General features: G+C 38.5%; 27 protein-coding genes. 9 read left to right on the top strand and 18 right to left on the bottom strand.

Annotation, left to right across the window (positions count from 1 at the left end):
- Positions 1 to 91 precede the first annotated feature (91 nt).
- The 5 genes from PZB74_RS17770 to PZB74_RS17750 are packed head-to-tail and all read right to left on the bottom strand — an operon-like array spanning position 92 to position 2,851.
- Positions 92 to 1,060 (bottom strand): UPF0236 family protein, encoded by a 969-nt coding sequence (locus tag PZB74_RS17770; RefSeq protein WP_302238510.1) that lies wholly within the window; start codon positions 1,058 to 1,060, stop codon positions 92 to 94.
- Between the two features lie 41 nt (positions 1,061 to 1,101).
- Entirely contained in the window at positions 1,102 to 1,293 is a 192-nt protein-coding gene (locus PZB74_RS17765; RefSeq protein WP_302238509.1) for a hypothetical protein, read from the bottom strand.
- 53 nt (positions 1,294 to 1,346) lie between these two features.
- Positions 1,347 to 1,613 (bottom strand): hypothetical protein, encoded by a 267-nt coding sequence (locus tag PZB74_RS17760; RefSeq protein ID WP_302238508.1) that lies wholly within the window; start codon positions 1,611 to 1,613, stop codon positions 1,347 to 1,349.
- The gene (locus PZB74_RS17755; RefSeq protein WP_302238507.1) at positions 1,613 to 1,840 is read right to left on the bottom strand and encodes a hypothetical protein; all 228 of its coding nucleotides are present in this window, start codon (positions 1,838 to 1,840) and stop codon (positions 1,613 to 1,615) included. The genes PZB74_RS17760 and PZB74_RS17755 overlap by 1 nt, the downstream gene beginning before the upstream one ends.
- Positions 1,841 to 1,861: 21 nt before the next feature.
- Entirely contained in the window at positions 1,862 to 2,851 is a 990-nt protein-coding gene (locus PZB74_RS17750) for a tetratricopeptide repeat protein (protein ID WP_302238506.1), read from the bottom strand.
- 706 nt (positions 2,852 to 3,557) lie between these two features.
- On the opposite strand from PZB74_RS17750, the gene PZB74_RS17745 reads away from it, so the two are divergent.
- From PZB74_RS17745 to PZB74_RS17735, 3 genes are read left to right on the top strand one after another with little or no spacing between them, the layout of a single operon-like run.
- The gene (locus tag PZB74_RS17745) at positions 3,558 to 4,658 is read left to right on the top strand and encodes an efflux RND transporter periplasmic adaptor subunit (protein WP_302238505.1); all 1,101 of its coding nucleotides are present in this window, start codon (positions 3,558 to 3,560) and stop codon (positions 4,656 to 4,658) included.
- A gap of 30 nt (positions 4,659 to 4,688) precedes the next feature.
- Entirely contained in the window at positions 4,689 to 7,814 is a 3,126-nt protein-coding gene (locus PZB74_RS17740; protein ID WP_302238504.1) for an efflux RND transporter permease subunit, read from the top strand.
- Positions 7,815 to 7,831: 17 nt separating this feature from the next.
- A complete protein-coding gene (locus PZB74_RS17735) occupies positions 7,832 to 9,253 on the top strand; it encodes an efflux transporter outer membrane subunit (protein WP_302238503.1) in 1,422 nt (473 codons plus the stop codon).
- Positions 9,254 to 9,339: 86 nt separating this feature from the next.
- On the opposite strand, the gene PZB74_RS17730 is transcribed toward PZB74_RS17735, so the two are convergent.
- From PZB74_RS17730 to PZB74_RS17715, 4 genes are all read right to left on the bottom strand, one after another.
- Complete coding sequence (locus tag PZB74_RS17730) at positions 9,340 to 10,734, bottom strand: pyridoxal phosphate-dependent decarboxylase family protein (protein ID WP_302238502.1); 1,395 nt, start codon at positions 10,732 to 10,734, stop codon at positions 9,340 to 9,342.
- Positions 10,735 to 10,832: 98 nt separating this feature from the next.
- Positions 10,833 to 11,480, bottom strand: coding sequence for a GNAT family N-acetyltransferase (locus PZB74_RS17725; protein WP_302238501.1), 648 nt, complete (start codon positions 11,478 to 11,480; stop codon positions 10,833 to 10,835).
- 59 nt (positions 11,481 to 11,539) lie between these two features.
- Positions 11,540 to 11,962, bottom strand: a complete 423-nt coding sequence (locus PZB74_RS17720; RefSeq protein ID WP_302238500.1) for a SpoIIAA family protein — start codon at positions 11,960 to 11,962, stop codon at positions 11,540 to 11,542.
- 394 nt (positions 11,963 to 12,356) lie between these two features.
- Positions 12,357 to 12,938 carry an RNA polymerase sigma factor gene (locus PZB74_RS17715; protein ID WP_302238499.1) on the bottom strand — a complete coding sequence of 194 codons (582 nt, stop codon included), beginning with the start codon at positions 12,936 to 12,938 and terminating at the stop codon, positions 12,357 to 12,359.
- A 97-nt stretch (positions 12,939 to 13,035) separates the two neighbouring features.
- On the opposite strand from PZB74_RS17715, the gene PZB74_RS17710 reads away from it, so the two are divergent.
- The 4 genes from PZB74_RS17710 to PZB74_RS17695 are packed head-to-tail and all read left to right on the top strand — an operon-like array spanning position 13,036 to position 17,158.
- The gene (locus PZB74_RS17710; protein ID WP_302238498.1) at positions 13,036 to 13,752 is read left to right on the top strand and encodes a C39 family peptidase; all 717 of its coding nucleotides are present in this window, start codon (positions 13,036 to 13,038) and stop codon (positions 13,750 to 13,752) included.
- Position 13,753: 1 nt separating this feature from the next.
- Positions 13,754 to 15,202 (top strand): RimK family ATP-grasp domain-containing protein, encoded by a 1,449-nt coding sequence (locus PZB74_RS17705; RefSeq protein WP_302238497.1) that lies wholly within the window; start codon positions 13,754 to 13,756, stop codon positions 15,200 to 15,202.
- 1 nt (position 15,203) lies between these two features.
- On the top strand, positions 15,204 to 16,469 hold the full coding sequence (locus PZB74_RS17700) for a glutamate-cysteine ligase family protein (protein ID WP_302238496.1): 1,266 nt from the start codon (positions 15,204 to 15,206) through the stop codon (positions 16,467 to 16,469).
- Positions 16,445 to 17,158: an N-formylglutamate amidohydrolase gene (locus PZB74_RS17695; protein WP_302238495.1), complete on the top strand. Its 714-nt coding sequence runs from the start codon at positions 16,445 to 16,447 to the stop codon at positions 17,156 to 17,158. Before PZB74_RS17700 ends, PZB74_RS17695 begins: the two co-directional genes overlap by 25 nt.
- A 64-nt stretch (positions 17,159 to 17,222) precedes the next feature.
- On the opposite strand, the gene PZB74_RS17690 is transcribed toward PZB74_RS17695, so the two are convergent.
- The 9 genes from PZB74_RS17690 to PZB74_RS17650 all read right to left on the bottom strand — a co-directional run bounded on the left by PZB74_RS17690 (position 17,223) and on the right by PZB74_RS17650 (position 25,018).
- The gene (locus PZB74_RS17690) at positions 17,223 to 17,642 is read right to left on the bottom strand and encodes a hypothetical protein (RefSeq protein WP_302238494.1); all 420 of its coding nucleotides are present in this window, start codon (positions 17,640 to 17,642) and stop codon (positions 17,223 to 17,225) included.
- 554 nt (positions 17,643 to 18,196) lie between these two features.
- On the bottom strand, positions 18,197 to 18,445 hold the full coding sequence (locus tag PZB74_RS17685) for a hypothetical protein (RefSeq protein ID WP_302238493.1): 249 nt from the start codon (positions 18,443 to 18,445) through the stop codon (positions 18,197 to 18,199).
- 189 nt (positions 18,446 to 18,634) lie between these two features.
- Positions 18,635 to 19,712, bottom strand: a protein-coding gene (prfB, locus tag PZB74_RS17680; protein ID WP_302238492.1) for a peptide chain release factor 2 whose coding sequence is annotated in 2 segments (ribosomal slippage) — positions 18,635 to 19,651 and positions 19,653 to 19,712 — 1,077 coding nt in all. Because the reading frame shifts where the segments join, the coding sequence is not laid out codon by codon here.
- A 76-nt stretch (positions 19,713 to 19,788) separates the two neighbouring features.
- Complete coding sequence (locus tag PZB74_RS17675) at positions 19,789 to 20,853, bottom strand: branched-chain amino acid aminotransferase (RefSeq protein ID WP_302238491.1); 1,065 nt, start codon at positions 20,851 to 20,853, stop codon at positions 19,789 to 19,791.
- Between the two features lie 141 nt (positions 20,854 to 20,994).
- The gene (locus PZB74_RS17670) at positions 20,995 to 21,588 is read right to left on the bottom strand and encodes an SGNH/GDSL hydrolase family protein (RefSeq protein WP_302238490.1); all 594 of its coding nucleotides are present in this window, start codon (positions 21,586 to 21,588) and stop codon (positions 20,995 to 20,997) included.
- Positions 21,585 to 21,947 (bottom strand): MmcQ/YjbR family DNA-binding protein, encoded by a 363-nt coding sequence (locus PZB74_RS17665; protein WP_302238489.1) that lies wholly within the window; start codon positions 21,945 to 21,947, stop codon positions 21,585 to 21,587. Before PZB74_RS17665 ends, PZB74_RS17670 begins: the two co-directional genes overlap by 4 nt.
- Positions 21,948 to 22,139 carry a DUF6728 family protein gene (locus PZB74_RS17660; RefSeq protein ID WP_302238488.1) on the bottom strand — a complete coding sequence of 64 codons (192 nt, stop codon included), beginning with the start codon at positions 22,137 to 22,139 and terminating at the stop codon, positions 21,948 to 21,950.
- Between the two features lie 60 nt (positions 22,140 to 22,199).
- Positions 22,200 to 24,206 (bottom strand): (E)-4-hydroxy-3-methylbut-2-enyl-diphosphate synthase, encoded by a 2,007-nt coding sequence (gene ispG / locus PZB74_RS17655; RefSeq protein WP_302238487.1) that lies wholly within the window; start codon positions 24,204 to 24,206, stop codon positions 22,200 to 22,202.
- Between the two features lie 104 nt (positions 24,207 to 24,310).
- On the bottom strand, positions 24,311 to 25,018 hold the full coding sequence (locus PZB74_RS17650) for an SDR family oxidoreductase (protein ID WP_302238486.1): 708 nt from the start codon (positions 25,016 to 25,018) through the stop codon (positions 24,311 to 24,313).
- 102 nt (positions 25,019 to 25,120) lie between these two features.
- On the opposite strand from PZB74_RS17650, the gene PZB74_RS17645 reads away from it, so the two are divergent.
- Together PZB74_RS17645 and PZB74_RS17640 are read left to right on the top strand one after the other, a co-directional pair.
- The gene (locus tag PZB74_RS17645; RefSeq protein ID WP_302238485.1) at positions 25,121 to 25,849 is read left to right on the top strand and encodes an MlaE family ABC transporter permease; all 729 of its coding nucleotides are present in this window, start codon (positions 25,121 to 25,123) and stop codon (positions 25,847 to 25,849) included.
- 10 nt (positions 25,850 to 25,859) lie between these two features.
- On the top strand, positions 25,860 to 26,597 hold the full coding sequence (locus tag PZB74_RS17640) for an ABC transporter ATP-binding protein (RefSeq protein ID WP_302238484.1): 738 nt from the start codon (positions 25,860 to 25,862) through the stop codon (positions 26,595 to 26,597).
- Positions 26,598 to 26,617 lie beyond the last annotated feature (20 nt).

The following is a 26,617-nucleotide window of genomic DNA, read 5'->3' as shown; positions in this document are numbered from 1 at the left end:
ATGTATCAAGCATATAGAGTATGAACGACCTAGTGCGAGTCCTGAAATATCATCTAAACTGATTTAGCCATTGGGTGCATGAAACTTTTCCTCAAGCGGCAGTTTTGCCATACTGAGCAATGTTTATAACCTTCTGCCACTGATTACTTTTTTTTGCTACGCGAAGTTGAGCAATCTGCTGGGCCCCTGTTTTAGACCATCTTTGCCCAGATCTTTTCAGCCTATGCTGGATCACTTCACGATGAGCAGACTCAATAGCTCCACTGCCTATAAGTAGTTTTCTCTCTCTGTAAAAGCCATAGTACATCCGATGCTGATTTCGTCCGTAGTAACGGATTAAACGCTGCAGCATCAATAGAGCCTCGTCTTTTATTTTACTTTTGAGCATTTCAAAATGCCTCAACAAATAGTCAATCCGGTTATCAAGTAGAATATTTTTTATTGCTTCTATCCAACTCTTCTGGCCATTCACATCTGTAATAGCTAGTTTGACAAAGTCCCAGGCATACTGCAGTGCATGGTAAAAGTCTAATATTTGTAAGGAATTAGGGTAATTCTTCTCCACCCAGTCCCAGATCCATTGTGCCCCATCCGCAATAAATATAGGACACATGACCTCTGGGATACGACAGTTTAACCGTTTAAGAAAAGTGGCAGCATCTCCAAAATAAGCTACATATTCTGAATGTTGAATTTTGGGGTACTTCTTGATATAAGCTTGTTTAATAGGAATTTGGAATAGGCGTCCTAGCTTTATTTCTTTCCATTTTTCTTCACGTGTTAATAACATAGAACCGTCCATCTGCACATAGGTATAGACTTGCTGAGAAGCTTCTAATTGAGTTGTCTTATCCTTCTCGGTTTGCTCCACAACCGCCTCTTCCTCTAGTTTGGAGCCCATATGCTCACTCACTTTCTGTATTTGTTTAGCTGACAAATCTACGTCTAGTAGCTTCTTTAGTAGCTCACTACCTTCCTCAAAAACATAGTCACTGCCCAAATAAGCAATGATTTCTTGTAAATGACTGGAAATACGAAAACCGTTAGGGCACTCAGCCAAAGGGTGAGATTTGTCTACAATGACTTCGCCCCACTGACTCTTTATTTTTTTTTACTGTTCTTAGCATATTTATTATCTCCTATAGATGCCTGAAACACTTCTTTACCTAGTTTTTGCCATAATTCGGTAAAGCTTTTCTCATATGCGTAACCACTTGGTTGGTTTTCTTGTGACTTTTGCCAGGCTTTTAATTCTTGAGCAATTTTCTGAGTAAGTTCATCTGAAGTTTTCATAGCTGAAAAAGGTTGGCCTCTCTCAACATATGAAGTTTTGTCCTCAGGATAAATCACGCGAAAGGAAAAGTTTCATGCACCCCTGCCAGCTTAAATTCCGCATGGGTAAGTTTAGGATTGCGTTGGCTCAGTTTACGAAAGAATGATGAATGTACTTCTTCAAACACCTGGCGAAACTTCTCCCAGTCCTGCTCATGAGACAAGTTAAAATCTATATTACGGCTAAGGTTTCTGATTTGTCGTTTGGGGTTAGAAGCATCTGTTTTGCTAATAAGATTGAGCTCGGATTTGAGCTGTTGCAGCAACTGGTTCTTTTCCATCAGGTGCAAGGAAAAGCTGGACAAAGAGCGGCTCTTATTTTCTTTTCCAGTTGTTCACGTAACTGTAATTCACTTAGTCTTTTGTTTTCTAACTGCGCTTTCATCAGTTTCTCCTGTGCTTCAAAAAGCTCCTGTCTTTGATCAGTTTTAGCTTTTTGCCTTTTTAGCTGAAGTACAGCGATAATTATAGCACTTATTAGCCCAGCTACTACTAAGCAGATAATCAATTGATTAATACGACGGTCTTTTTATAAAAGCCTAATTTCTTTTTCCTTTTTATCCGCTTCAAAAAATGTTTCCAGCCGTGCTACCTGTTTCAAGCCTTCTTCGCTATATATCTGCTTGTAGTACAGCACCGAACTATCTAAGTACTGGAAAGCTTTTTCATGCTTACCAAGGCTTGCGTAAAGTTGGCTTAAATCTCTCAGTGCGCTCCTAGCCTGATAAAGATCATCTACCCTTCTGGCAAGGCTTAATGCTCGTTTACTAAAATACTCTGCTGTTTGGAAATCATTACTCTTATATGCTACATCACCCAAATTATTCAGGATACTAATTCTTTCTCTAGTTTGTCTTGCCGAATCGTTCAGGGCGAGACTTCGCTCAAAATAATGTTTTGCCTGAGGGTAGTCTTGCAGATCTTCATGAATACTCCCCAAATGTGAAAGAATACTGCTTTCCATAGCAGTTGAGCGTGAGTTTCTTAACAAGGAGAGAGCTTTATGCTGAAACTGTAGTGCAGCCTTGTACCGCTTCTGTTTTTCGTGGTAGTGACCTATATAGCCAAATGTTTCAGCCATGCCCAGAGAATCCTGTGAATGACGGTATAAATTCAGGGCCATATTATGGCTTGACAATACTTTATCTTCTCTTTTTAGGTAGTAGTATAAATTTCCTAAAGCATTATGTGTTTCTGCCATGAGTTGTGTTGAAGGCTCATCTTCTAATAATTGGAGAGCTTTCAAAAAATGTGACAATGCCTGATTGTATGCTGCCTGTGCAAAAAACAACTTTCCTAAAAGCAAAGAAGACTGGGCCTGTACAATTATATTGTTGCCTTCCTGAGCTATATCATAGGCTTTCCGAGCAAGTTCAAAGGCACTTTTAGGGTCATGTAAAAGCTCCTCTTTCGCATTATTCAATAGTTTTTCTGGTACATTAGCTTCAGTAGCCTGAGCCAATTCGGTTTTGACCAAAAAAATTAAAAGCATAGCAGTGATAATTCCTCGGAACAGCATATCCTCAATTTTTGCCTACAAAATAAAAGATCAAGTGCTGCAAAAGGAGAGGTGAGCGAAGGCTTAATAATTTCTTAATAGTATCCTTAAAGACAAATAAGACTTATCTAATAACACTAGAGGTTTAAAGCTGATTGATTTTATGTTGAAAAGACAAAGGCAAAAAATTTAAACCAAGCGTTTAGTAAAAAACACAAATATTAATAGTGAAAAACTGTTTAAACTCAGTATTTATCATGGGAACAGCTCCTTGTTAATACAGCATGGCAAAAAAATTAGTCTACCGAAGTTTTATATTACAATTAAAAAAACTTATAGACTTAATCATGGTTTTGTTAAAGTATGGTCTAATAATTTTATACAAGTTATCAAATTCTTAATTCTACATATAAACTGGTATTAACTTAATGCATTATTTCCATCAAGCTATCGTTAAAAGTGTTTAAAAATTAATGATTATAGAATAAATTACTCGCTGATAAACTACATATCTTTGAGCTTTTGAGGCGGCAAAGGGCGGATTTTTAGAGGATAACTATTAAGTTTATAGCTTATGTAAATTCATATTTGAGAAATTATAGATACGGCTCGCCTTACTTTATAAATCTAGGTTTTGCTAAATAAGTTATTGCTCGCTTTTTCTTATGCTAAGGCTTTACTTTTATATACACATCATATTCCCTGACACTTGCATTAACTGTATATCATGAAAAAATGGCTGTTTACCGGAGGTGGTATTATCATCGTCGGAATTTTAGTATTTCTGTTTTACCCTTCTATTAGCGATGAGCAAAATACTGAGGTAGATAGGGCAGATAATAAAAAAGCACTACCTATAAAAATTGCAGAAGTTACAGAAACTGAATTTGCCGATTTTGTAGAAGCTGTAGGGTCTACTTTTGCATATGAATCTGCTGAGATCACATCAAATGTAACTGAAGTGGTTGAAAAAATTAACTTTAGAGATGGCCAGCATGTAAAAAAAGGTGATGTGATTGTGGTCTTAAGATATGCTGAAGAAAGCGCGCAACTTACTGCTGCCAAAGCAAACCTTAAAGAACAGGAAAGAGAAATAGAAAGGCTAAGCGGGCTTGTCAAGAATGGAGCCGCTGCCGTTTCTGCTCTGGATGCCAGAAACACCCAGAAGCAATTAGCTGAACAACAGATTCTTCAGTTTCAGGCGCAGGTTTCAGACAGAATCATCAGAGCCCCTTTTGATGGTGTATTAGGTCTGCGAAATATTAGTGTAGGCTCATTAGTCTCTCCACAAAATATTATCACTACTATTGATGACCTTAGTACGATGCGAGTAGATTTTACCGTACCTGAGATTTACTTAGGACAGGTAAGGTCTAACCTACCGGTACAGGCTGTGTCTCAGGCTTACCCAGACCAAATTTTTAAAGGAAAAGTAACTCAGGTAGACACCCGTGTAGACCCTAGCTCCCGTGCTATCAGAATTAGAGCAGAAATTCCTAACGAAAGACAATTACTTAAGCCTGGCATGCTATTGTACGTAGAACTGGCACTAGATAAAGGGACTTCCCCATCCATTCCTGAAAGATCTGTCATTCAAACAGGTGAGAAAAAGTTTGCCTTTAAGGTTAGTAAAGACGTAGTACAGCGAACAGAAATCTCTTTAGGCAGAAGAAAGCCAGGATACGTAGAAGTGCTTTCAGGATTATCTCTTGGAGACTCCGTAGCAACCTCTGGGCTTCAGGATCTTAATGATGGAACCAGTGTGGAAATAGATGGTATGTTTGAACCACCAGCCCCATCTATGGAAGATATAGAACTCTCTGAGTAAGTGTATTTATAAGAAGCATGACTTTAATCTATGAAGCTATCTGATATATCTGTAAAAAGACCGGTTTTCGCTGCTGTATTAAGCTTACTCATTTTGGCTTTCGGACTGGTATGCTATACCCGTCTGGTAGTAAGAGAATATCCTGATATTGAACCGCCAATAGTGTCTGTAGAAACTAACTACTTAGGAGCATCTGCTGCTGTGGTAGAAACCCGCATTACTCAGCTGATAGAACAAAGGGTAAGCGAAGTGGAAGCCATTAAGCTAATCAATTCCAGTAGTATAGATGGTCGCTCTGAAGTGACCATAGAGTTTGACCTGAGCCGTGATATAGATGCCGCTGCCAATGACGTAAGAGAAGCAGTATCTAATTTACTGGATAATCTACCCGAAGAGGCTGACCCACCGGAAATTAACAAAGTAGATGCAGGCTCTGATGCTGTATTGTATCTCAACCTTACCAGTACCGAAATGGGTATGCTTGAGCTTACAGACTACGCAGACCGCTATCTGGTAGATCGCTTTTCTGTACTTCCAGGCGTGGCCAGAGTGCGTATCTCTGGAGGTTCTCGCTATGCAATGCGTATCTGGATTAACCGAGAAGCTTTGGCTGCACGACAGCTCACAGTCACAGATATTGAAGACGCTCTTCGGAGTGAAAATGTTGAGCTTCCTGCTGGTTCGCTGGAGTCTTTGGACCGGCAGTTTACTGTTCGCCTGAATCGGGAATTTCAGCAAGTAGAAGATTTCAACAAGCTTATTATCAAAAGAGATGCTAACGGTCACCACATCCTTTTAGAAGAGGTGGCCCGCGTGCAGTTAGGACCTGAAGAGCACAGAATGAGCTATACTGGTAACGGTATAAAAAGAATAGGCCTGGGAATTATTAAACAATCTAAATCTAATACACTGGACATAGCCCGAGCAGTAAAGGAGGAAGCTGAGAAAATTAAGCCTACCCTACCTGGTCATATGTCACTCAGTAATAGCTATGACCGATCATTATTTATCGCAGAAGCCATTTCTGAAGTATATAAAACCCTGGGGATTGCTATCATTTTGGTAGTTTTCGTGATTTACGTATTTCTAGGTGACATCAGAGCCACAATTATTCCGGCAGTTACTGTTCCAGTATCATTAGTGGGTACTTGTATTGTGCTTTTGATGTTTGGTTATTCCCTTAACTTGCTCACTTTACTAGCGCTTGTACTTGCCATTGGGCTCGTGGTAGATGACGCAATCGTAGTTCTGGAAAATATATACTCCAGACTGGAAAATGGAGCTAAGCCTCTGGTAGCAGCTTATCAGGGTGCCAGAGAAGTTGGCTTTGCGGTAATTGCTACTTCCCTGGTATTATTAGCTGTGTTTATACCTATCACCTTTTTAGCTGGAGATATAGGTAAGTTATTTACTGAGTTTGCCATCGCTATGGCTGCTGCTGTCTTTTTCTCCACTTTGGTAGCACTTTCTTTATCTCCTATGCTGTGTTCTAAAATGCTGAAGTACAACAAAAACAGAGGGAATTTTCTGACAAAAGGCGTAGACCGTGCTGTACAGTTTCTGCAAAAAATTTACCGCCGTACTTTAGAACGTTTTATTACCAAACCAATCATAAGCGTAATAATTATTGTGCTTTTTATGGCAGGTTCAGTAGGCCTTTTTCTTATTGTACCGCAGGAATTTACTCCTAAAGAAGATCGCGGGGTATTTTTCCTGGGAGGACTTGCCCCTGAAGGCTCTACCTATGCATATACTAAGTCTTACATGGATGAAATAGAAAAGAGGCTAATGTACCTTCATGATGAGACCGGGGAAGCAGGAACCATTCTGGTGAGAACCCCACAAAGCTTTGGAAGCACTGTACAATCCTTTAATGATGGACGAGCTATCATCGTACTTTCAGACTTTTCGGAAAGAAGATCTGCCTGGGAAATTATGGATGAAGTTCGTGAAAGACTATCTGACCTTACCGGGCTACAAATCTCAGTCATCATGCGCCAGGGTTTGAGTAGCGGTTCAGGTAAACCTGTACAATATGTGCTAAGTGGCGATACATACGAAGAAATTGCTGCATGGAGAGACCAGTTGCTTAACGAGATTAGCAGTTATCCCGGTCTTACAGATATTGATTATGATTATAAGGAAACCAAACCTCAACTAAAAGTAAACATAGACAAACCCAGGGCGGCTGAGTTAGGAGTATCCATTATCAATATTGGGCGTACGCTTGAAACCCTTTTAGGTTCAAGATTAGTTACAACTTTCATTAAAGATGGAGAAGAGTATGACGTAATTGTAGAGTCTGATTTTGATCAGAAAAGAATGTTGTACGACCTAAAGAACATATTTGTTCGTTCTGAACGTTTGGGTGAATTGATACCATTATCTAATCTGGTAACGCTAGAGGAATTCGCAGACTCTGGAAGCTTGAATCGCTATAATCGTATGCGGGCAATAACCATAGAAGCTAATCTGGCTAACGGTTATACTTTAGGTCAGGCATTGGACTATCTGGATGCAGTTGTTGCAGAAAAACTACCAGAGGAAGTTAATATTGGCTACAAGGGAGAATCTTTAGATTATAAAGATTCCGGGGAGTCTGTCATCTTTATTTTCCTGCTATCTTTAATTGTGGTGTACTTGGTTTTGGCAGCTCAGTTTGAGAGTTTTATTCACCCCTTTGTGCTGATTCTGACTGTTCCTTTTGCATTGTTAGGCGCGCTGCTAGGTCTATGGCTGTTTGGACAGTCTGTGAACATATACAGCCAGATTGGGATGATTATGCTGGTAGGCTTGGCAACCAAAAACGGAATTCTGATTGTTGAATTTATAAATCAACTAAGAGATAGAGGACAGGATTTTGAAAGCGCCATTATTGATGCATCGGTTATGCGACTGCGCCCAATTCTGATGACAGGACTAACCACAATTATGGGCTCACTCCCCCTGATCATTTCTTTTGGTGCAGGGAGTGAAACTAGATTGGTAATTGGTATTGCTGTCTCTTTTGGAGTATTGGTATCTTCCATCTTTACAATTTATACCGTACCAGCGATGTACAAGCTTATTGCAAAAGGAACCAGTAGTCCTAATGCAGTGGCAAACGAATTGGAAAAATCTTTAAACCAAGAAAAATTAAATCCTGCTCTAAGTTGAATTTCTCAAATAGAATTTTGCAGTTCTTATTACTGATCTTATTGGTCGGTGGAATCTATTCATGTAACCTTGCCCCGGTTTTTCAAGAACCAGATCTTAGCGAGTATGATAACTTTAAATATAAAGCCTTTGCTGACTCGTTGTCAGCAGTCCCGCTGGATACTGCTTGGTGGAAGTATTTTCAGGACTCTACATTAGATAATATTATTAATGAGGTATCATTAAATAATAACAATCTTAAAGCTGCAATTAATAGCTTTGAGCAAGCTAGCGCCATTACAAGAGTAGACCGTTCTGCATTACTTCCAGAAGTCCAGACAGAAATTAACACATCAAGAACGGTAGTATCAGAAAATGCTGTACAAAGATTCCAATCCAATAAATTTAGTAACTACTCCCTGTTAGGCCTGGCAAGCTATCAGATAGACTTATGGGGACAGCTGAGAAATAATTATAAAGCTTCAGTTATTGAATCTGAAATTACCTTATTGGAATATTATAATTTGCTTTCGGTATTACGAGCCAGAGCAGCCTCTGAATACATTAATATTCGGCAACTTGATGCTCAAATTGCTTTGTACGACTCTACAATCAGGCTTAGAGAACGATCTTTGCAAATAGCCAGGCTAAATTATGAGGCTGGTGCATCAGATGCATTAGACCCAGCAAGAGCTGAGACTCAGCTGCGTACTGCTCAATCGCAGAGGTGGAATTTCATAAATCAGCGTGCTCGTCTGGAAAACTCTCTGGCCGTTTTAATAGGCAAAGAACCTTCTACCTATTCTATTCCCGAAAACCCTCTTGACTCTTTACCTCCTGTAATTCCTGCAAAAATACCTTCGGAAGTATTGACAAAACGTCCGGATGTCTGGATAGCTCTTAAAACAATGGAAGCAGAAAATGCTCGCATTGGAGCTGCAAGAGCGAATCTTTACCCCAGCATCAGCTTGACAGCACAAGCAGGTTATCAGGGAAGATCTTTTGAAAATATTCTGACTCCTCAGAGTTTTGCATGGACTGTTGGGGGTAGTCTCATGCAACCGATTTTTAACTATGGAAGAAATCAGGCTTTGGTAGATGCTGCCTACGCAAGATATGAGCAGGTCGCTCATCTATATAAACAGTCTGTTTTGTCAGCATTTGAAGAAGTAGAAAATGAACTTGCCAATATCTATTATCTCAATAACCAGTACCAGAGACAAGCACAAACAGTAGCAGCAGCTACTAGAACTCTGGACCTGGCAAGACAACGCTATGAGGCTGGTTTAGTATCCTATCTGGAAGTAGTAGATGCAGAACGTACAGCCTTACTAAACCAGTTGGATGCCGTTGGTGTAATTGGGCAGTTATATCAAAGTATGATTGGGTTAAGTCTAGCCTCTGGAGGAAGTTGGGAGGAAGGCTCACAGCTTTATTTTTCCGAAGAACTAATGGAATAGTAAGGCTAGTAATTATATTTATTGATGGTTACAGTATTATTGGGGTGTTTTTCCTCAATAATCAATAGTATTAAAGTCCAATTATATTAATAGCTAATTTCTTCTCGCTTTTCAAGTTCAATAGCAATATCATTCATTGTATGAATAGTATTTTCAACATCTGAAATTGTGGTTCGCGGATTGATTATACACATTCTTAATACAAAAAGCCCTTGTAGACGAGTTGATGACAGCATGGCGTAGGTACTTTTCATCAGCTCAGATACGATTGCCATATTTAATTTATCGGCTTCTTCAACACTACACTCCTGCGGCTGAAATCTGAACGTTAAAATGCCTAAACTAGGTCTGGTTACAATCAACCAGTTTGGTAATTCAGACAATAATTTCTCTGCTAAAGACACCAAAGAAAAACTATGTGCAATTGCTTCTGAGAAAGCCCCCAGGCCAAACACTTTGAGTGACATCCATAACTTTAAAGCTCTAAAATTTCTAGTCAATTGGATACCTTTATTGGAAAAATTCAACTCAGTTTTCTCATCGTTCTGAGCATCCTGCAGGTAAGAGGCTTCTTTAGTGAAGGTAATACTTAAATACCTTTTATCTTTAACTAATAAACATCCCATTTCATAAGGTTGAAAAAGCCATTTGTGTGGGTCAAGCGTAATAGAATCTGCCAGAGATATTCCATTAAGTGCCAGCTTTCCTTCCTGAGATAATACTGCCGCAGCACCATAAGCTCCATCTACATGCATCCAAAGATTATACTGATTACACACCTCTCGTATCTCAACCATAGGGTCTATAGCACCCGTATTGGTAGTACCTGCATTAGCAATAACGCAAAATGGTATTAAACCATTACGCTGATCTATTTCAATCTGCGTTATCAGGTCAGTTACATCCATCTCAAATACTGCATTACAAGCCACTTTTCTAATTTGAGTGCTTTCTATATTTAATACATGTAAAGCTTTCTCATTAGAAGAATGTGTTTGCTCCGTAAAATAAATTACTGCTTTTTTTAAATTTTTAGAAGAAACCTGGTCTCTGGCAATTGTCAGACCTGTTAAGTTGGCTGCGGATCCCCCACTAACAAACAGCCCCCCGGCTTGGGAAGTCATTCCCAGAATTTCTATTAACCAGTTTATGGTAGTGATTTCAATTTGTGCTGCTCCTGAACCTGCTACCCAAAGACCAGAAAAAACATTATAGCCTGAAGCTATAAAGTCAGCCAGAACACTCACATAATTGTTTGGCCCTGGCACCCAGGCAAACTGCCTAGGATGATCAAGATGAACAATATTGGATAATACCTGCTCCACAACCTGAGATAACACCTTTTTGGGATCCTCACCATCTATGGGCAAACTGGAATCAATACTTTGACCTAGTTTAGCTGCACTTTCTTCTTTTCCAACAGAGCTATTGGGTAAATTATGAATATGCTTTACAATTAAATCTACTACCTGATAACCCAATGCTTTCATCTCTTTTTCAGAGAGTTGAAGCTTATTGTTTATGCTTTTATCCACGTATAGCTATTATTCAGTAACTTAAATGAAGACTTGTAAGGGGGCTATAGATCTTTCACAATAAGAATACAGCTCTCGCAACTGTTAATAGCTTCAAAAACTGTATTACCTTCAAAAGTGAAATCCTTATAAGAAATATCATACATTGGGCTGTATCCCAATTTATCTATGTACACATGTTGAGATATAGGACCAGTAACCTCTCCAATAGCTTTTGAGTAGCCTTTATTACGTGCCATATTCTCTAGGTGCTCTGTTAGTGTTTTGGCAATGTTGAGCCCTGCATATTGAGGGTATACACCGCCCATGAAAAGATGATAAATCTCACCTTTAGCTACATTATTGTCAGCTTTGTAATTTGCTCCCAGTGTATCTAATAACTCTACAATAGGTCCAAAATTAGGAGATATCATTCCTATACCTTCCGGCAAATCTGTGACATAATCTTCACAGATGATACAACCCAGGAATTGGCCGGTTTCAGCATTTCTGGCTACTACAGACAAACCCTCTTGAGCTGTTTTTTCTATAAATATGCGTGCGAAATATCTGAACTCAGTTTCTGTAATTTGTAGTAAAGAAGTCATAGGTTCACCTAAACTGAATGTCTTGGCAATGCACTCTACGGCTTCTTCAATATCACGATAGCTAAGTGTGCTGCATTGCACATCTATTTTGCTAAGTATATTCATAAATTAAGATTAAAGACAAGAAAAAGCCCCATCGGAAACCTAGGGGCTAAAAAGAGGAATTAATTATTTATTCGTTTCTGTTCAATCCACGCGTATACGTCTTCGTTAGAAACAAATTTTTCTACATTGATAAGAGATACGAATTTAGGTCCCAGAGCAACAGTATTAGAGAAACCTCCAAAAGCACTTTCAGGAAGTTTAACAGCCACATTTTTAAGCCCTGCCGCCACAAGCATATCGCTCCAGTGCTCATTCACCCACTTTGCGATTTCTACTGAGCCTCCAGTAAAAGCAGTAAGGTCAGCTACCAAATCTACAGATTGAGTTGACTTGATGACATCAAGAATTTGATCCATACCTTTACGAGCATCCTCATCACTGATTCTACCAATCCATTTGTAGAAAACAACGTTTTTTTGCTCATCATGCGTAATTTCTAAATAAGCAGCCTTATACTTTAAGGTCATTTGTTCTTTCACCATAGTTATAACGTTTTAAATTATACAACTATGGACAAATTTATATTATACTTTAACTTAATTTTATTATATAAAAATCAAATACTCACTTATAAGTAGAACAAAGAAAGATGAAGATTTTATAGGCAGGTTTGCTCAAGTTTACGCCAAAGGACTTATTTTAAAAAATTTCTTAAAATACTTGAGTTTGTAAATCAAAATAACTAAGTAATAAATACAATAATGTATTATTAAAGTACATATTACTAAGTAGACGTATGGCCTTTAAAAATTTTAAATCTAAATATTATCAAAACAATCTCTAAGTATAATTATTCAGCATTGTAATTTAATAACCAATAACTTAAATGCTCTATGAATAAAAACAATGGGTATATTGGTGAATATATTTATATACTTATAATCCCCCTTTATTGCGATGTTTTAGATAAAGCAAATTGATTTTCTCTTTTGCTCTTTTCAATCTCATTTTAACCGCACTCTCAGAAAGGTGCATAGACAACTCAATATCTTTTATAGAATGTTTTTCCTTATACTTAAGCATAAGTATTAACTTTTCTTCCGGAGTCATCTGGTTAAGCAATTCTTCTAATATTTTTTCACTTAGTTCCTCGGTTATATCTTCTTCCGTATCTACCATCTCTCCTACTTCTTCGCTTAGCTTTTCAGTAAGTATATCGTGTGTATTCCTCTTATTCTTTCTGATATAATCTATACAGGTGCTATGAATAATTGTAAACAACCATGTTGAGAACTTAGCTTCATTCCTAAAAGAACTGATTCTCATGAACACCTTAATTAGTACCTCTTGCATCAGGTCTTCACTTGCATCATCCTTTTTAACATAAGATCGGCACTTTTTTAATATGTATTTCTCATGCCGTCTGGCTAACTCTGCAAAGTAGAACTGCTCACCTACATTTTTAAGACCTAAAGCCAATTCTTCATCACTTAGCTTAACTAGCTCTTCTTTACGCATAGGCTTATATTAAATATGCTTATAATTTTTTTCTGTTTTAATAGTGACTTTTTCCAATGCTGACGTCATAGAGTAAAATTGTTTACGCTATAAAGCTATGGACAAAGTAAATGCTATCCTGACAGTAAATATAAAACCACAACCCGATGATGTAACATGCGGGCCTACATGTTTGCACGCTTTATATAACTATTATCAGGATCATATAGAAATTGACGAAGTAATACGGCAAACTGAACAACTTAAAACAGGCGGAACGTTAGCTGTATATTTGGGAATTCATGCCTTGCGAAGAGGTTATAACGCGAGTATCTATACTTACAATCTACACATTTTTGACCCTACCTGGTTTGTTGAAGGCGTTAATCTAGGTCAAAAATTAAAACAACAGGCAGCTCACAAAAGGCAGATCAAAATTAAAGAGGCGACTCAGGCATACCTTAGTTTTCTGGAGTTAGGAGGACATATTCAGTATGAAGAGCTTACTCCAAAACTCATTAAAAAATTTCTGATAAAGCAGATTCCTATTCTTTGTGGATTAAGTGCGACTTACCTGTACCAGTGTGCGAGAGAAATCGCCGATACTAATGAGTACCACGATGTAAAAGGAGAGCCCAGCGGCCACTTTGTACTCATTAAAGGCTATGACAAAGAACAACGCATGGTACATATCTCTGACCCATTAAACCCTAATCCTGTAGCCGAGACAGAACAGCATTATCAGGTGCCCATAGACAGGCTGATTAATGCAATTCTGCTAGGCATAGTGACATATGATGCTAACCTATTAATCATTAAGCCGAAAAACATCTAGCATGTCTAAACTTATTATTACAGAAAACCCTAACAACTGGAAATTTCAGATCAACGATGTACGGGTAATTACCCCTGGAGAGTACTTCTCTGATACCCAGCTTATCAAAACCAAAAACATAAAGATTCTCAATTTTTGCCGTTCATACCAGTACCAGAGCCTGGGGTATTATGTGTCCTTATTGGCAGAAGCCAGAGGGCATAAAGTGATGCCACGCATTGCAAACATTCAGGATTTCCGCTATCCTTCTTTAATTAGAGAAGATAGCCTGGATTTTGACGAACTGATTCAGGACACTCTTAAAGCGATTGACGTTAAAACGGTAGAGATGCGTATTTATATGGGAAGAACTCAACAGGATAGCTTCCTAAAATTATCAAATCTCTTATTTAACCTTCTTCAGACACCATTGCTGAAAGCCAGATTTATAAAAAAGGATAAAAAATGGTTGCTACAGTCTATTAACCCTATAAGTAATACCGATATTCCTGAAAATGAGAAGGAGCTGTTGAGAAGTTCGCTGGAAAACTACTTCCTGGGTAAAAAGACATTTGGTAAAAATATTTCACGAAAAAAATACGACCTGGCTATCCTTGTAAACCCTGATGAGGTTAGTGCACCATCTAATGCTCGTGCTATTCAAAAATTTGTAAAAGCAGCTGATAAAACAGGTTTTAGCATAGATCTTCTTACCAGGAATGATTACAGCAAGCTTATCCAATATGATGCGTTATTTATTAGAGAAACAACCAATGTTAATCACCATACCTTCCGTTTTGCCAAAAAAGCTGAATCTGAAGGTTTGGTTGTAATTGATGACTCTGAATCTATTTTAAAATGCACAAACAAGGTGTACTTAAATGAGCTTCTGCAGGCTAATAATATTCCTACGCCTAAGTCAATGATAGTGCGTAAAGAAACACCTGTTGAGCAATTATACACTTTTGGCTTTCCTTTCGTACTGAAACAACCTGATAGCTGCTTTTCTAAGGGAGTAATGAAAATTAATAATGAGTCAGAATTGGTGCCAGCGTTGCAAAGCCTGTTTCAAAATTCTGAATTACTTATTGCTCAAGAGTTTATGCCTACTTCTTTTGACTGGCGAATAGGTATTATCAATAACCAGCCTTTATACGTCTGTAAATATTTTATGGCTAGAAACCACTGGCAGATTGTAAACTGGTCTAAGCTAAAAGATAAAGATGGCAAGGCAGAAACATTGGCTATGAAGGATGCTCCAGAGCAATTACTTAAAACAGCCCTGCAAGCCACAAAGCTGATAGGTGATAGCCTGTACGGTGTAGATATTAAAGAAGCCAATGGTCAGTACTATGTTATTGAGGTAAATGACAACCCTAGCATTGATAGTGGTATAGAAGATAAAATTATGAAAGATCAGCTGTACCTCAACATTATGGATACCTTCTTACAACGTGTTAAATCATACTGATTTGAAAGACAAAAGTCCTTTACATTTATTTCAGGCTTATGGTGTAGAGCTGGAGTATATGATTGTTGATAGCAATACACTGGATGTAAAACCTATTGCCGATGAGCTATTAAAAGTAGCTGCCGGCGAATATGTAAATGAGTTTGTTAACGGTAGTGTCACCTGGTCTAATGAGCTGGTTAGCCATGTAATTGAGCTTAAATGTACCGAACCTGTAGCTGATCTGCAGGAATTAGCTCAGCATTTTGCATCTAACGTTGTACAGATCAATATTTTGCTTTCTCAGTTTGATGCTAAACTTATGCCTACTGCCGCTCACCCCTGGATGAACCCTGTGGAAGAAACTCAGCTTTGGCCCTATGGCAATAAAGATATTTATGAGGCTTACGATAGAATTTTTGGGTGTAGTGGTCATGGATGGTCTAATTTACAAAGCACGCACCTCAATCTGCCATTTCATGGAGATGAAGAGTTTGCCAGATTGCATGCTGCTATTCGTATACTAATGCCAATTATGCCAGCCCTAACAGCTAGCTCACCAATTCTGGAAAAAAAGTATGAAGGTTGGCTGGATAAACGTTTAGATTATTATCAGCAGAACCAGATCAAGATACCCCAGATTACCGGAAAGGTGATACCTGAGCAGTCTTTTAGCGAAGCCAGCTACTCTGAAATGATATACCAGCCGATTGAAAAAGCCATCAGGCCTTATGATGAAGAAGGTATACTAGAAGCCATGTGGTTAAACTCCCGTGGTGCTATTGCACGCTTTGATCGGGGTTCAATAGAAATCAGAATTCTTGATATACAGGAAAGCCCGATAGCTGATCTGGCAGTACTTTCGCTCATTATTGAAGTGCTCAAGCTGTTGAGCTCAGGCAAGTTGGCAAGCCTGGAAGCTCAGCAATCGTGGACTGTGGAAGATTTACATAAGATTTATGCTAAGGTTATCGTGGAAGCACAGGATGCCCAGATAGAAGATAGCAGCTACCTTAGCTTGTATCAGTTTGAGGGTGACAGTGCATCTGCTCAGCAGCTATGGATACATTTGTACAAAATTGCAGCAGCTGATAATCCGGAGAGCTTACGCCCCTGGATGGAGACACTGGATCCTTTGTTACAAAGAGGTTCTCTTGCTTCAAAGATCTTAGAAGTTAGCGAAGATATTTTTTCCCGAGAAAATCTGAGTCTTATTTATAGCGAATTATGTGATTGTCTTGATGATAATAAAACTTTTCAAACATGCCATATAGTGGGATTGTCCTAAGTTGTGAGCACGGAGGAAATATTGTGCCTCCTATGTATCTCCATCTGTTCAGAGATCAGAAAAGTGTATTGCAAACTCATAGAGGCTGGGATCCTGGTGCATTATTAAGCGCTCAGCTGCTGAGTACTAAGTTAGATGTTCCTTTAGTTTATAGTAGAATTAGCCGGTTACTCATAGAAATGAACCGCTCATTAGATACTAAGGATATCTTCTCAAGCTTCAGCCTTCCGTTGGAAGATGGCGAAAAAATTAAACTTATAGATCAGTATTATACACCCTACCGGCAAAAGATAAAAGCTACAATAGATAGTACGCTAAGTAGTGAGGATAAATGTATTCACTATTCTATCCACACCTTTACACCCGACTGGCAAGGACAAAGCAGACCTACAGATATCGGGATTTTATTTGATCCTACCAGATCATTTGAGACCGAAATAAGTCTTGAACTTAAGAGTAAGTTAGCAATACTACTACCAGGTATGCAGATTGATCTTAATGAACCCTATAAAGGCACAGATGACGGACTAACCACTTCTTTAAGAAACATTTATGACGATCAGCTCTATGCTGGAATAGAAATAGAAATTAACCAGAAATGGGTCAATAAAGCAGAACACTCAATTATTAACAATGCTTTAATAGTGGCTCTGCCTCATTTACAAAAAAGAAAGCCAGTAGTAATTTAACTACTGGCCTTACTTATCACAAGCACTGAAAACACTGTTACATCTAAATCAAATAAATCAACTCTTAATCTTTATCGCTTTCCTTTTCATCTTCATGCGTTAGGTTGTCAGCCAAAAGCATGTTAACCAAATGGTTTAATTTTTCTTTTGTATTGTTGAATTTCTCCATTAGTTCATAATACTCCTTCTCCAATAACATCTGATTCGTAATCTCCAAATGCTCTCTGATAAATATGGCAAAAAGCATCATACTTTGTTTGTTATCAGTATTGTTGGAAAAAAATTTACGTATCACATTATTCATACTGTACATACTATTTTTTTCCGAAATCAGATATTTGTTAAAGTGCTTCTGAAAGTCATCGCAGGCCTGTGCGAAGGAGAAGCCCTTAAGTAGCTTATCTTCGGGCAGTTTGTCTTTGTACTCATTGTAGAAAGATTCTGCACCATTGGGATGTAATTCTAGTTCAGGAAAGCGCATCATATATTTAATTATATTTTATTCATATGTAATATATACGCAATATATATACGAATATTTAATAATCAAATTAAAATAGTTATATTTTATCTTTTTAATACAATTTCTTACACTCTAAATTACAAGCAAGGGACATCACTTGTAGCTTATACTATTCATAGGCACCATTTCGTAGATTTAATTCTTTAAAATCTTACCAGGATTAGAAAACTTCAGCCTCAGCCTTTGAAGCTATTGAATGCAGAAAATGTATAAAGAATTGTACAGGAAGGATTTTATCATACGTTACAAAAAACTAAAGCGACACTAAAAGTGTCGCTTAGTCCATTTCCATCAAGTAAACAGCCCAATTGTGTTTTCAGTAGTTATAGTTTAAAAAATAAATATTGGTCTAAATAAAAAATCTGAAAACCTCAATTATGTTTTATATAAGACGAATACCGTGCCTATACCAGAAATGCCGTTAAATGGACATTTAGTGCTTAAAATTACAGCGATTATTCCCCACTACCGTAGAAATTCTACACCAATTCCACACTTCCACCCCATAAACAGACCTATAGATACAAGTGCTGCAAGTCTATATCTTCCACATACTCGTAAAGACGAGCATTATGATTAAAGCCTTCAATTTTATCTACCTGGCCTAACTCAAGATTATACACGATTTCTACAAAAAAATTGTGTAAACGATAAAGGTCATGGTAAAAACGAAACCCATCTTTACGTGCTAAATGATTTCCGTGCTTCCAGGTATATTGAGCCTGTCGGGAGATTGTCCAGCGTGAAAAATTATTTATATCCACATTAAAAAGTTTAGGCTTTTCACGATTGTTTCTTTATTAACGCTTGTACTTATCTGTTATTCAAGCAGGTGAGATTAATTTTGTTCAGGCTGTTTATAAATTAGTGTACCTGATCAAAATAATGATATCATCTGACTAAACAAAAAAAGCAGGCTGAGTACCTGCTTTCATTTATACATACAGTGTATGTTACTGTCCCATCAAAAAAGCTTTAATAAAGTCGTCCAGATCACCATCTAATACCTGATTGACATCAGTACGCTCAATGCCGGTTCTGGTATCTTTCACTAATTTATAGGGGTGTAAAACGTAATTTCTTATCTGGGAGCCGAAATCAATTTTATCTTTGTTACTTTCTATCTCAGCTCGTTCTGCATTTTTACGCTCAATCTCTTGCTGATAAAGCCTGGATTTAAGCATTTTCATGGCTTTGTCTTTATTCTGTAGCTGTGAGCGCTCCTGCTGACATTCTACTACTATTCCTGAAGGTGCATGACGCAAACGTACTGCGGTTTCTACTTTATTTACATTCTGACCTCCCGCACCACCAGAACGAAAGGTTTCCCAGGTGATATCTGCTGGATTAATTTCAATTTCTATGGTATCATCCACTACCGGGTACACAAAAACAGAAGCAAAAGATGTCTGCCTTTTACCATTGGCATTAAATGGAGATATTCTTACCAAACGATGCACCCCGTTTTCAGATTTGAGATTTCCATAGGCAAACTCACCAGCAAATTCTAAAGTAACTCCTTTGATACCTGCAGTATCTCCTGGCTGATAGCTCACCTGCTTTACGCCATAGTTATGGCTTTCTCCCCACATAATGTACATTCTCATCAGCATTTCAGACCAGTCCTGACTTTCAGTACCTCCTGCTCCGGGGTTAATCTCCAGTATAGCGCTAAGCTGATCTTCTTCACCGGAGAGCATTTTTTTGAACTCTAGATCTTCTACAATTTTAAGCGCTTTGTTATACTCTTTATTGATATCACCCTCACTTACTTCGTCCATTTCGTAAAACTCATAGAGCGTTTCAAGATCTTCAAAGGCAGTCTGGGCTTTTTCAAAACTATTAGTCCAAGTCTTTTTGCCCTGAATAGATTTCATAGTAAGTTCTGCCTGTTTGGGATCATTCCAGAAGTCAGGCTGGGCACTAATGGCTTCTTCGTCTTGTATTTCAGCTTTCTTCTTATCGTAGTCAAAGATACCTCCTCAAGGCATCTACTCTTGCCTTTAAATCCTTCAATTGATCTTTAGTCATTGTGATCTATAGTTATAAATAGGTTAAACAAAAAAATCCACTCAAAATAAGTGGATTTCATGATGATTAAATATGATTAGATTTTATGAATCCACCCAAAGCGGTCATCTTTTTCTCCCCTTTTGATGGCTTCCATTTCTTTAAGCACTTTGTTAGAGAACTCACGACTTTCTATAGCTGGCAGTTCATAATCTACCCCTTCGTGTCCTATAGCAGAAATATGAGCTACGGTAGCGGCGGTTCCGGCTCCGAAGGCTTCCTGAAGGCGGTTCTCTTTAATGGCAGTAATAATCTCATCTACAGTAAGCTTACGCTCTACTACATCCATACCCCAATCACGAGCCAACTCCAGAATACTTTCCCGGGTTACGCCTTCCAATATGGTACCGCTGGTAGGTGGCGTTAGCAATTTGTTATCTATCACCAACATAATGTTCATAGTACCAGCCTCCTCAATTAGCGTATGAGTTTTGCTATCGGTCCAGATAAGCTGATCGTAGCCTTGCTGGGCTGCAAGCTGAGCAGGGTAAAGGGATGCCGCATAATTACCCGCTGTTTTGGCCGCCCCGGTTCCTCCTTCTGCAGCACGAACAAATTTAGTTTCAACCTTTACTCTAACCGGTTTACTATAATAACCGCCTACAGGGCAGGTAAATATCATAAATTTGTAAGTTAGAGAAGGTCTAACTCCAATGTACTCATCAGCAGCGAACATGAAAGGTCGCAGGTAAAGTGAGTTACCTTCGTTTTCTGGTATCCAGTCTTTATCCAGATTTACGAGGGCGTCTATACCTCCTACAAAAATTTCTTCAGGAATTTCAGGCATGCACATCCTCACGGCAGAACGATTAAAGCGCTGGGCGTTTTTCTCCGGACGAAAGACCAAAGCACGACCATCAGGACCCTTATGAGCCTTCATGCCCTCAAAAATTGACTGCCCGTAATGTAGCGCTGCGTTTGCGGGACTCAGGCTGAGGTTTTCATAAGGTACAATTCGCAAATCACCCCATTGACCGTCTTTGTAATCTGCGACAAACATATGATCAGAATAAACCTTACCGAAAGGTATATTATTAAAATCTACCTCATTAATACGGGATTTAAGCGTCTTCTGAATAGCAATATCAAGTGTTCCTGTCATAACCGTTCACTTTGCTGAATACAATATTTTCAAAAAAAAGCGATGAAATACATCAAAAACAAAGCTATTGAATTTAGCTGACTTATATAGCTACTAGTAGTAATAAAATAGCTTAGTGATACAAATTAATATATCTTTTACCTACAAAAAGTGGCATTTGTCTATGACTTCATTTACCCAAAGTTCATACATTTTTCCAGAGGGGTGAAGCTCATCAGCCACCAGATAACTTGCATCATTTTTAGCTAACAAAGAGCTTGGCGTAATGTCACAGTATTGAAAACCATTTTCTTTGGCAAAGGCATAATTTATACGGTTGTACAGATTCAATTCGCGGCTAATCTTTTCTGGATATTTATTCTGGGCAAAAGGAGTAATGCCGTAGTCAGGTATAGATAATAAAAAAACTCTATTAGGCATATGGTCTACCAGGGGCAATATTAACTCTTTAAGTATTTCTAAGTCATTCTGATAAATGTCGGTAGACTGCCCACGATACTGGTTGTTGACTCCTATAAGTAAGGATACCCAATCGTAGGTCTTTTCCAGTTTTGATTTTTCAATTCCCTCTAAAAGTTCGGTAGTTGTCCATCCGGTGGTAGCTATGATCTGAGGCGGTGCCCAAAACAAACGTTCTGATAACAGTACCGGCCACCTTTCGCTGGGTAATACACCTTCACCAATGGTATAAGAATCTCCTAAGGCCAGATAGGTAGATTTTGAATCAGGAATCATTCTGGTGTGTATGAGTTTAGTTCTTTCTGTTGTTTTCTGGGAAGCTTCTTTACCACCTCATCGTATGAATGGTCAATCCATTCCATTAGTTTTTTATCACCCACACTTCCATCGATAAGTACTGTATTCCAGTGCTTCTTGTTCATATGATAACCAGGCTGTACCTCGTTATACTGCTCTCTAAGTAAAAGTGCATTTTCAGGATCGCACTTTAAGTTAATACTCACAAATTCGTCAATTTGGGTGAGGGCAAACATTTTGCCCATTACCTTAAAAACCAGCGTCTGTTCTCCGAATGGAAACTCTTCTGTCACTCCCCTCTTGGCTAAGCAGTAAAGGCGAAATGATTCTATATCCAATTAGAAAATATTTTTGATGACTAAATAAAATACACCAAGCAAGAACATGACAATTGAGATTTTATTAATGCCATGCATCATTTTAAGATTGATATTATTGGTACGATTTTTCTCTTTGCTTCTAAAAAAGTATCCACCTACTTCACCTAATGAGAAAAACTCTTTCCAATTCTTTTTTTTGTTATCGCTCATAGTATATATTTTCTTATAAAAGCCTGAGTACCAACAAATCGTTCCAGTATTTTAGATGACTTACTCACTTTCAGCAAGTTGCTGGCTAGGCTCATTCCAACGATTATCTTCTTTAATAATCTGGATAAGTTCGTCTACAGCATGCTCAGAAGGAACACCTCTTTTTACAACTGTCTGCCCTCTATAAAGTGTAATTTTGCCCTTCCCAGAACCTACATAGCCATAGTCTGCATCAGCCATTTCGCCCGGGCCATTTACAATACAACCCATAATACCAATTTTTACACCTTTGAGGTGATCTGTTCTTTTGCGTATCATGGTAGTAGTTTCCTGCAAATCAAATAATGTACGTCCACAAGAGGGACAAGAGATATACTCTGTTTTTGACATACGTGTGCGGCAGGCTTGCAGTATACCAAAGGATATACTGTTGTTACGAGCAATCATTTTTAGTTGCTGCTCTTTAGGTTTAGCCTCAACCAACTCGGTACTAAGCCAGACACCATCACCATAGCCATCTATTAGTAAGCCACCCATATCGGTAGCACTATACAGCTGAACCTTCTCATCTTCTAGGTCAGTATACTTTCTTTTAATAATGACTGGTGTATGAACACCACGATTCATGAGCTCATGGAAAAACCTGCGCTGCTCTGGCATGGCATGCTCATTTTCGGTATCCAAAATGAGAATCAGACCTGCATCTGCCTTTAGTTTTTGCCAAAACTCTTCTGTAGTTTCAGGTAAAGAGATTTGCAAGAGGTTGGTAGCATTATGCGATTCCTGTTTCTTCTGATACTCCCCCCATGTAAATAATGGAATTTTATTTACCTTATCTTCTACTTTCAGCCAACTAGGGTAGTCTAAAATTTCTTTTAAGCCGTTTGGCAACATAAAATTAACAGGCTCTGAACCCGAATAGATATAATCGCAACCTATTTCGTTCATTGTCCACTTATCTGGTTCAGGTAAGTAGTAATGACCTATGCTTTTGAAATCTTTGTAGCCCCACTCCTGCACATTGCGAACATCCGTAATTACCCTAGGCACGTTTTCTCCACCAATATTGCCCACCTCAGCACTCGTTCTTCGGCTATAGCTGTAGGGATCTTTAGGTACGGATTCTATTGGAGTTATAGCTTGATGCCCACTGCGGCTGTCATACCTTTCAACTAAATTATTGGCTACCGGTATTTCGTGCTCTGGTTCTTCGGTCAAAGATACACGTACGGTGTCTCCCAGCCCATCTTCTAACAGTGTACCTATGCCTACCGCTGACTTTATTCTTCCGTCTTCACCATCTCCTGCTTCAGTAACTCCCAAATGTAAGGGGTATGGCTGAAGACCTTCTTCGTCTAGTTTTTGTACCAGCAGACGATAAGCCTGTACCATAACCTGCGTATTACTGGCCTTCATGGAAACCACGATATCATAATAGTTGAGCTCTTCGCAGATTCTTATAAACTCTAGCGCTGACTCTACCATTCCTAATGGTGTATCGCCATAACGACTCATAATACGGTCTGAAAGAGAGCCATGATTTGTACCGATACGCATGGCAGTACCATGCTCTTTACATATTTTAACTAGAGGTTCAAAGCGCTCGCGAATTCTTTCTATTTCCAGCTGGTAAGTATCGTCCGTATATTCGAGTACTTCAAATTTTTTCTTATCAGCATAGTTACCAGGGTTTATCCTTACTTTTTCTACGATACGCGCGGCAAGCTCAGCAGCATTAGGGGTAAAATGTATGTCGGCAACCAGAGGTACATTATAGCCACGCTTGCGCAGCTCTTTCTTTATTTCTTCCAGGTTTTGCGCTTCTTTCATGCTAGGTGCAGTTATACGCACATACTCGCAACCTGCATCTACCATACGAATAGTTTGCTCTACCGAACCCAGAGTATCCATAGTATCTACAGTAGTCATTGATTGCACACGTATGGGATTGTTACCGCCCATAGGTACATCGCCAATGTAGACTTCACGGGTTTTGCGACGGTGATAAGCAGTTAGGCTCTGGCAATACTTCTTATAAGACTGTACTTCTGAAGCTAAAAGGGACATATATATTTAATAATGCTGTGTCTTGATGAATCACAAAATAAAGAAGATTGTGTTAATTTTTAATGTAAACTTTACACTTAAAGAAATGTTAGCAGCTCTTCTTATTATAAATCACCAAGGTGAGGGCGGAGAAGGACTTCTTCCATTACTGCACGGTCAGATAATTTGAAAGCAGCTAACACAGTCTCTGCTACATCTTCTGACTTCATAAATCGTTCTTGGGGCAAATCAGTTCCTTCCCAGCTGGCTGTGTAAGTTGCCCCGGGCAGTACTGATGTTACACGTATATCGTATGGCTTCATTTCTTCTCTAAGCACCTTGCTCATTCCTAACATAGCAAATTTGGCAATACAGTAAGAACCACCATTGGTATAAGCGGTAATGCTCGCAGTAGAGCAAATATTGAAAATGTGTCCTTTTTTTCGCTCCATCATGGGTTTGATAAGCGCTCGTGTCAGGTGGTAAGCGCTGTAAAGGTTTGTCTCAATCATCATTTCAAGGGCCCCCTCATCTTCATCATGTACCTGCCCTGGTAAAAATAACCCACTATTGTTAACCAGTACTTCTACTTCCATTCCCGAATTATTAACCATCTCAGCAAATGCTTTCACTTCTGCTTTTTTAGAAAGGTCTGCCTGCTGGTAGATAAAAGCGATGTCAGGATATATGGTAAGTAGTTGATCTTTCAGCGCTTTCAGATCATCCTCATGACGAGAACATGTAGCAATAGAATAGCCCTCCGCAGCAAAGCCTTCTATTATTGCTTTTCCTATTCCTTTAGTTCCCCCGGTGATTACAGCTAGTTTTTTCATAAATGTGTTATTTTTCCTAACAAAAATATCTTTTTACGTTATTCCTTTATGTGTGAATGCATATAAATTAATAACTATGCAATATCTATTTAAAAACTTTTTATGAGAAGCATTGGTAAGTACGTCATTTTTGTAGGTTCACTTTTCAAAAAGATGGAAACCTTTGGTACGTATGTTAAAAGAACACTGGACGAAGCCATCGTTATAGGTATTAACTCTCTTGTTTTAGTAACAATTGTATCAACTTTTATTGGAGCAGTAACCACAGTACAAACTGCCGCAAATTTAGTAAGCCCTTTTATTCAGGACTTTATAATCAGTACTGTTGTTCGCGATATGACTGTATTTGAGCTTGCTCCCACAATTACCTCTATTGTACTGGCTGGTAAGGTAGGCTCTAATATCGCAGGTGAACTGGGTACCATGCGCATAACTGAGCAGGTAGATGCATTAGAAGTGATGGGAATTAATGCTGGTTCCTATCTGGTTTTACCCAAAATAATAGCTGCCGTACTTATGTTCCCGATGTTATGCGTACTTGCGGGCTTTCTGTCTATTTACGGAGGTTATCTGGTAGGCACTTTAACTAATATTGTTTCTGGAGAAGATTATGTTTATGGTTTAAGGTTTGACTTCAGGCAATACTTCATTTTTATTGCACTGGTTAAATCTGTAGTATTTGCGTTTCTGGTATCTTCTATCGCTGCTTACAAAGGATTTTTTACCAAAGGGGGAGCCCTGGAAGTAGGTCAGGCCAGTACCAGCGCGGTAACCAATAGCTGTATTGCTATTCTGTTAGCAGATTATTTGGTGGTAGAAGTCTTGCTTTAATCCTCTAGTTATGATAGAAATAAAGAATATAAAGAAGTCTTTTAACGGTGTTACCATACTGGACGGTATTAACGGCGTATTTTCTAAAGGAAAAAACAATCTTATTATCGGAGCTAGTGGTACCGGAAAAAGCGTTTTGCTTAAATGTATTGTTGGCCTTATTCCTCCAACAGAAGGAACTGTCTATTTTAACAATCGGGATTTTACCCATGCAGATAAAGATGTAAGAACAGAAATACGCAGAGAAATTGGTATGTTATTTCAGGGTGTAGCCTTGTTTGACTCGCTAAATGTAGAAAACAATGTAAAGTTTCCGATGAACATTCTTACTGACCTTCCAGAAGACGAAAAGCAGGATAGAGTTAATTTTTGCTTAAAGCGAGTAGGATTGGAAAATGTGAACAAAAAAATGCCTTCAGAAATTAGCGGGGGTATGAAAAAAAGAGTGGGTATAGCACGAGCTATTGTTAACAACCCCAAATACCTTTTCTGCGATGAACCCAATTCGGGACTAGACCCCCAAACGTCTATTTTAATAGATGAACTGATTCAGGAAATCACTTACGAATTTAACACCACTACTGTAGTTGTTACTCACGATATGAATTCGGTGATTGGAATAGGAGACCATGTGATGTTTCTGTATAAAGGCAAAAAGTTATGGGAGGGCAGCAATAAGGTTATACTGGACACTGAGGTAAAAGAGCTGAGAGACTTCGTTTTTGCAAACAAATTAATTGGTTCCTAATTAAGGAATTAAGATATTTT

The sequence above is a fragment of the Porifericola rhodea genome, from assembly GCF_030506305.1.
In the GTDB taxonomy this organism is placed as follows: Bacteria; Bacteroidota; Bacteroidia; order Cytophagales; family Cyclobacteriaceae; genus Catalinimonas; species Catalinimonas rhodea.
This window is presented reverse-complemented; position numbering and strand designations above follow the sequence as displayed.

Coding starts and splice junctions, on each gene's coding strand:
- PZB74_RS17765 (WP_302238509.1), bottom strand. CDS start 1,293: ATGAAAACTTCAGATGAACTTACTCAGAAAATTGCTCAAGAATTAAAA.
- PZB74_RS17760 (WP_302238508.1), bottom strand. CDS start 1,613: ATGGAAAAGAACCAGTTGCTGCAACAGCTCAAATCCGAGCTCAATCTT.
- PZB74_RS17750 (WP_302238506.1), bottom strand. CDS start 2,851: ATGCTGTTCCGAGGAATTATCACTGCTATGCTTTTAATTTTTTTGGTC.
- PZB74_RS17745 (WP_302238505.1), top strand. CDS start 3,558: ATGAAAAAATGGCTGTTTACCGGAGGTGGTATTATCATCGTCGGAATT.
- PZB74_RS17740 (WP_302238504.1), top strand. CDS start 4,689: ATGAAGCTATCTGATATATCTGTAAAAAGACCGGTTTTCGCTGCTGTA.
- PZB74_RS17725 (WP_302238501.1), bottom strand. CDS start 11,480: ATGAATATACTTAGCAAAATAGATGTGCAATGCAGCACACTTAGCTAT.
- PZB74_RS17720 (WP_302238500.1), bottom strand. CDS start 11,962: ATGGTGAAAGAACAAATGACCTTAAAGTATAAGGCTGCTTATTTAGAA.
- PZB74_RS17715 (WP_302238499.1), bottom strand. CDS start 12,938: ATGCGTAAAGAAGAGCTAGTTAAGCTAAGTGATGAAGAATTGGCTTTA.
- PZB74_RS17710 (WP_302238498.1), top strand. CDS start 13,036: ATGGACAAAGTAAATGCTATCCTGACAGTAAATATAAAACCACAACCC.
- PZB74_RS17705 (WP_302238497.1), top strand. CDS start 13,754: ATGTCTAAACTTATTATTACAGAAAACCCTAACAACTGGAAATTTCAG.
- PZB74_RS17695 (WP_302238495.1), top strand. CDS start 16,445: ATGCCATATAGTGGGATTGTCCTAAGTTGTGAGCACGGAGGAAATATT.
- PZB74_RS17690 (WP_302238494.1), bottom strand. CDS start 17,642: ATGATGCGCTTTCCTGAACTAGAATTACATCCCAATGGTGCAGAATCT.
- PZB74_RS17675 (WP_302238491.1), bottom strand. CDS start 20,853: ATGACAGGAACACTTGATATTGCTATTCAGAAGACGCTTAAATCCCGT.
- PZB74_RS17670 (WP_302238490.1), bottom strand. CDS start 21,588: ATGATTCCTGATTCAAAATCTACCTATCTGGCCTTAGGAGATTCTTAT.
- PZB74_RS17660 (WP_302238488.1), bottom strand. CDS start 22,139: ATGAGCGATAACAAAAAAAAGAATTGGAAAGAGTTTTTCTCATTAGGT.
- ispG (WP_302238487.1), bottom strand. CDS start 24,206: ATGTCCCTTTTAGCTTCAGAAGTACAGTCTTATAAGAAGTATTGCCAG.
- PZB74_RS17650 (WP_302238486.1), bottom strand. CDS start 25,018: ATGAAAAAACTAGCTGTAATCACCGGGGGAACTAAAGGAATAGGAAAA.
- PZB74_RS17645 (WP_302238485.1), top strand. CDS start 25,121: ATGAGAAGCATTGGTAAGTACGTCATTTTTGTAGGTTCACTTTTCAAA.
- PZB74_RS17640 (WP_302238484.1), top strand. CDS start 25,860: ATGATAGAAATAAAGAATATAAAGAAGTCTTTTAACGGTGTTACCATA.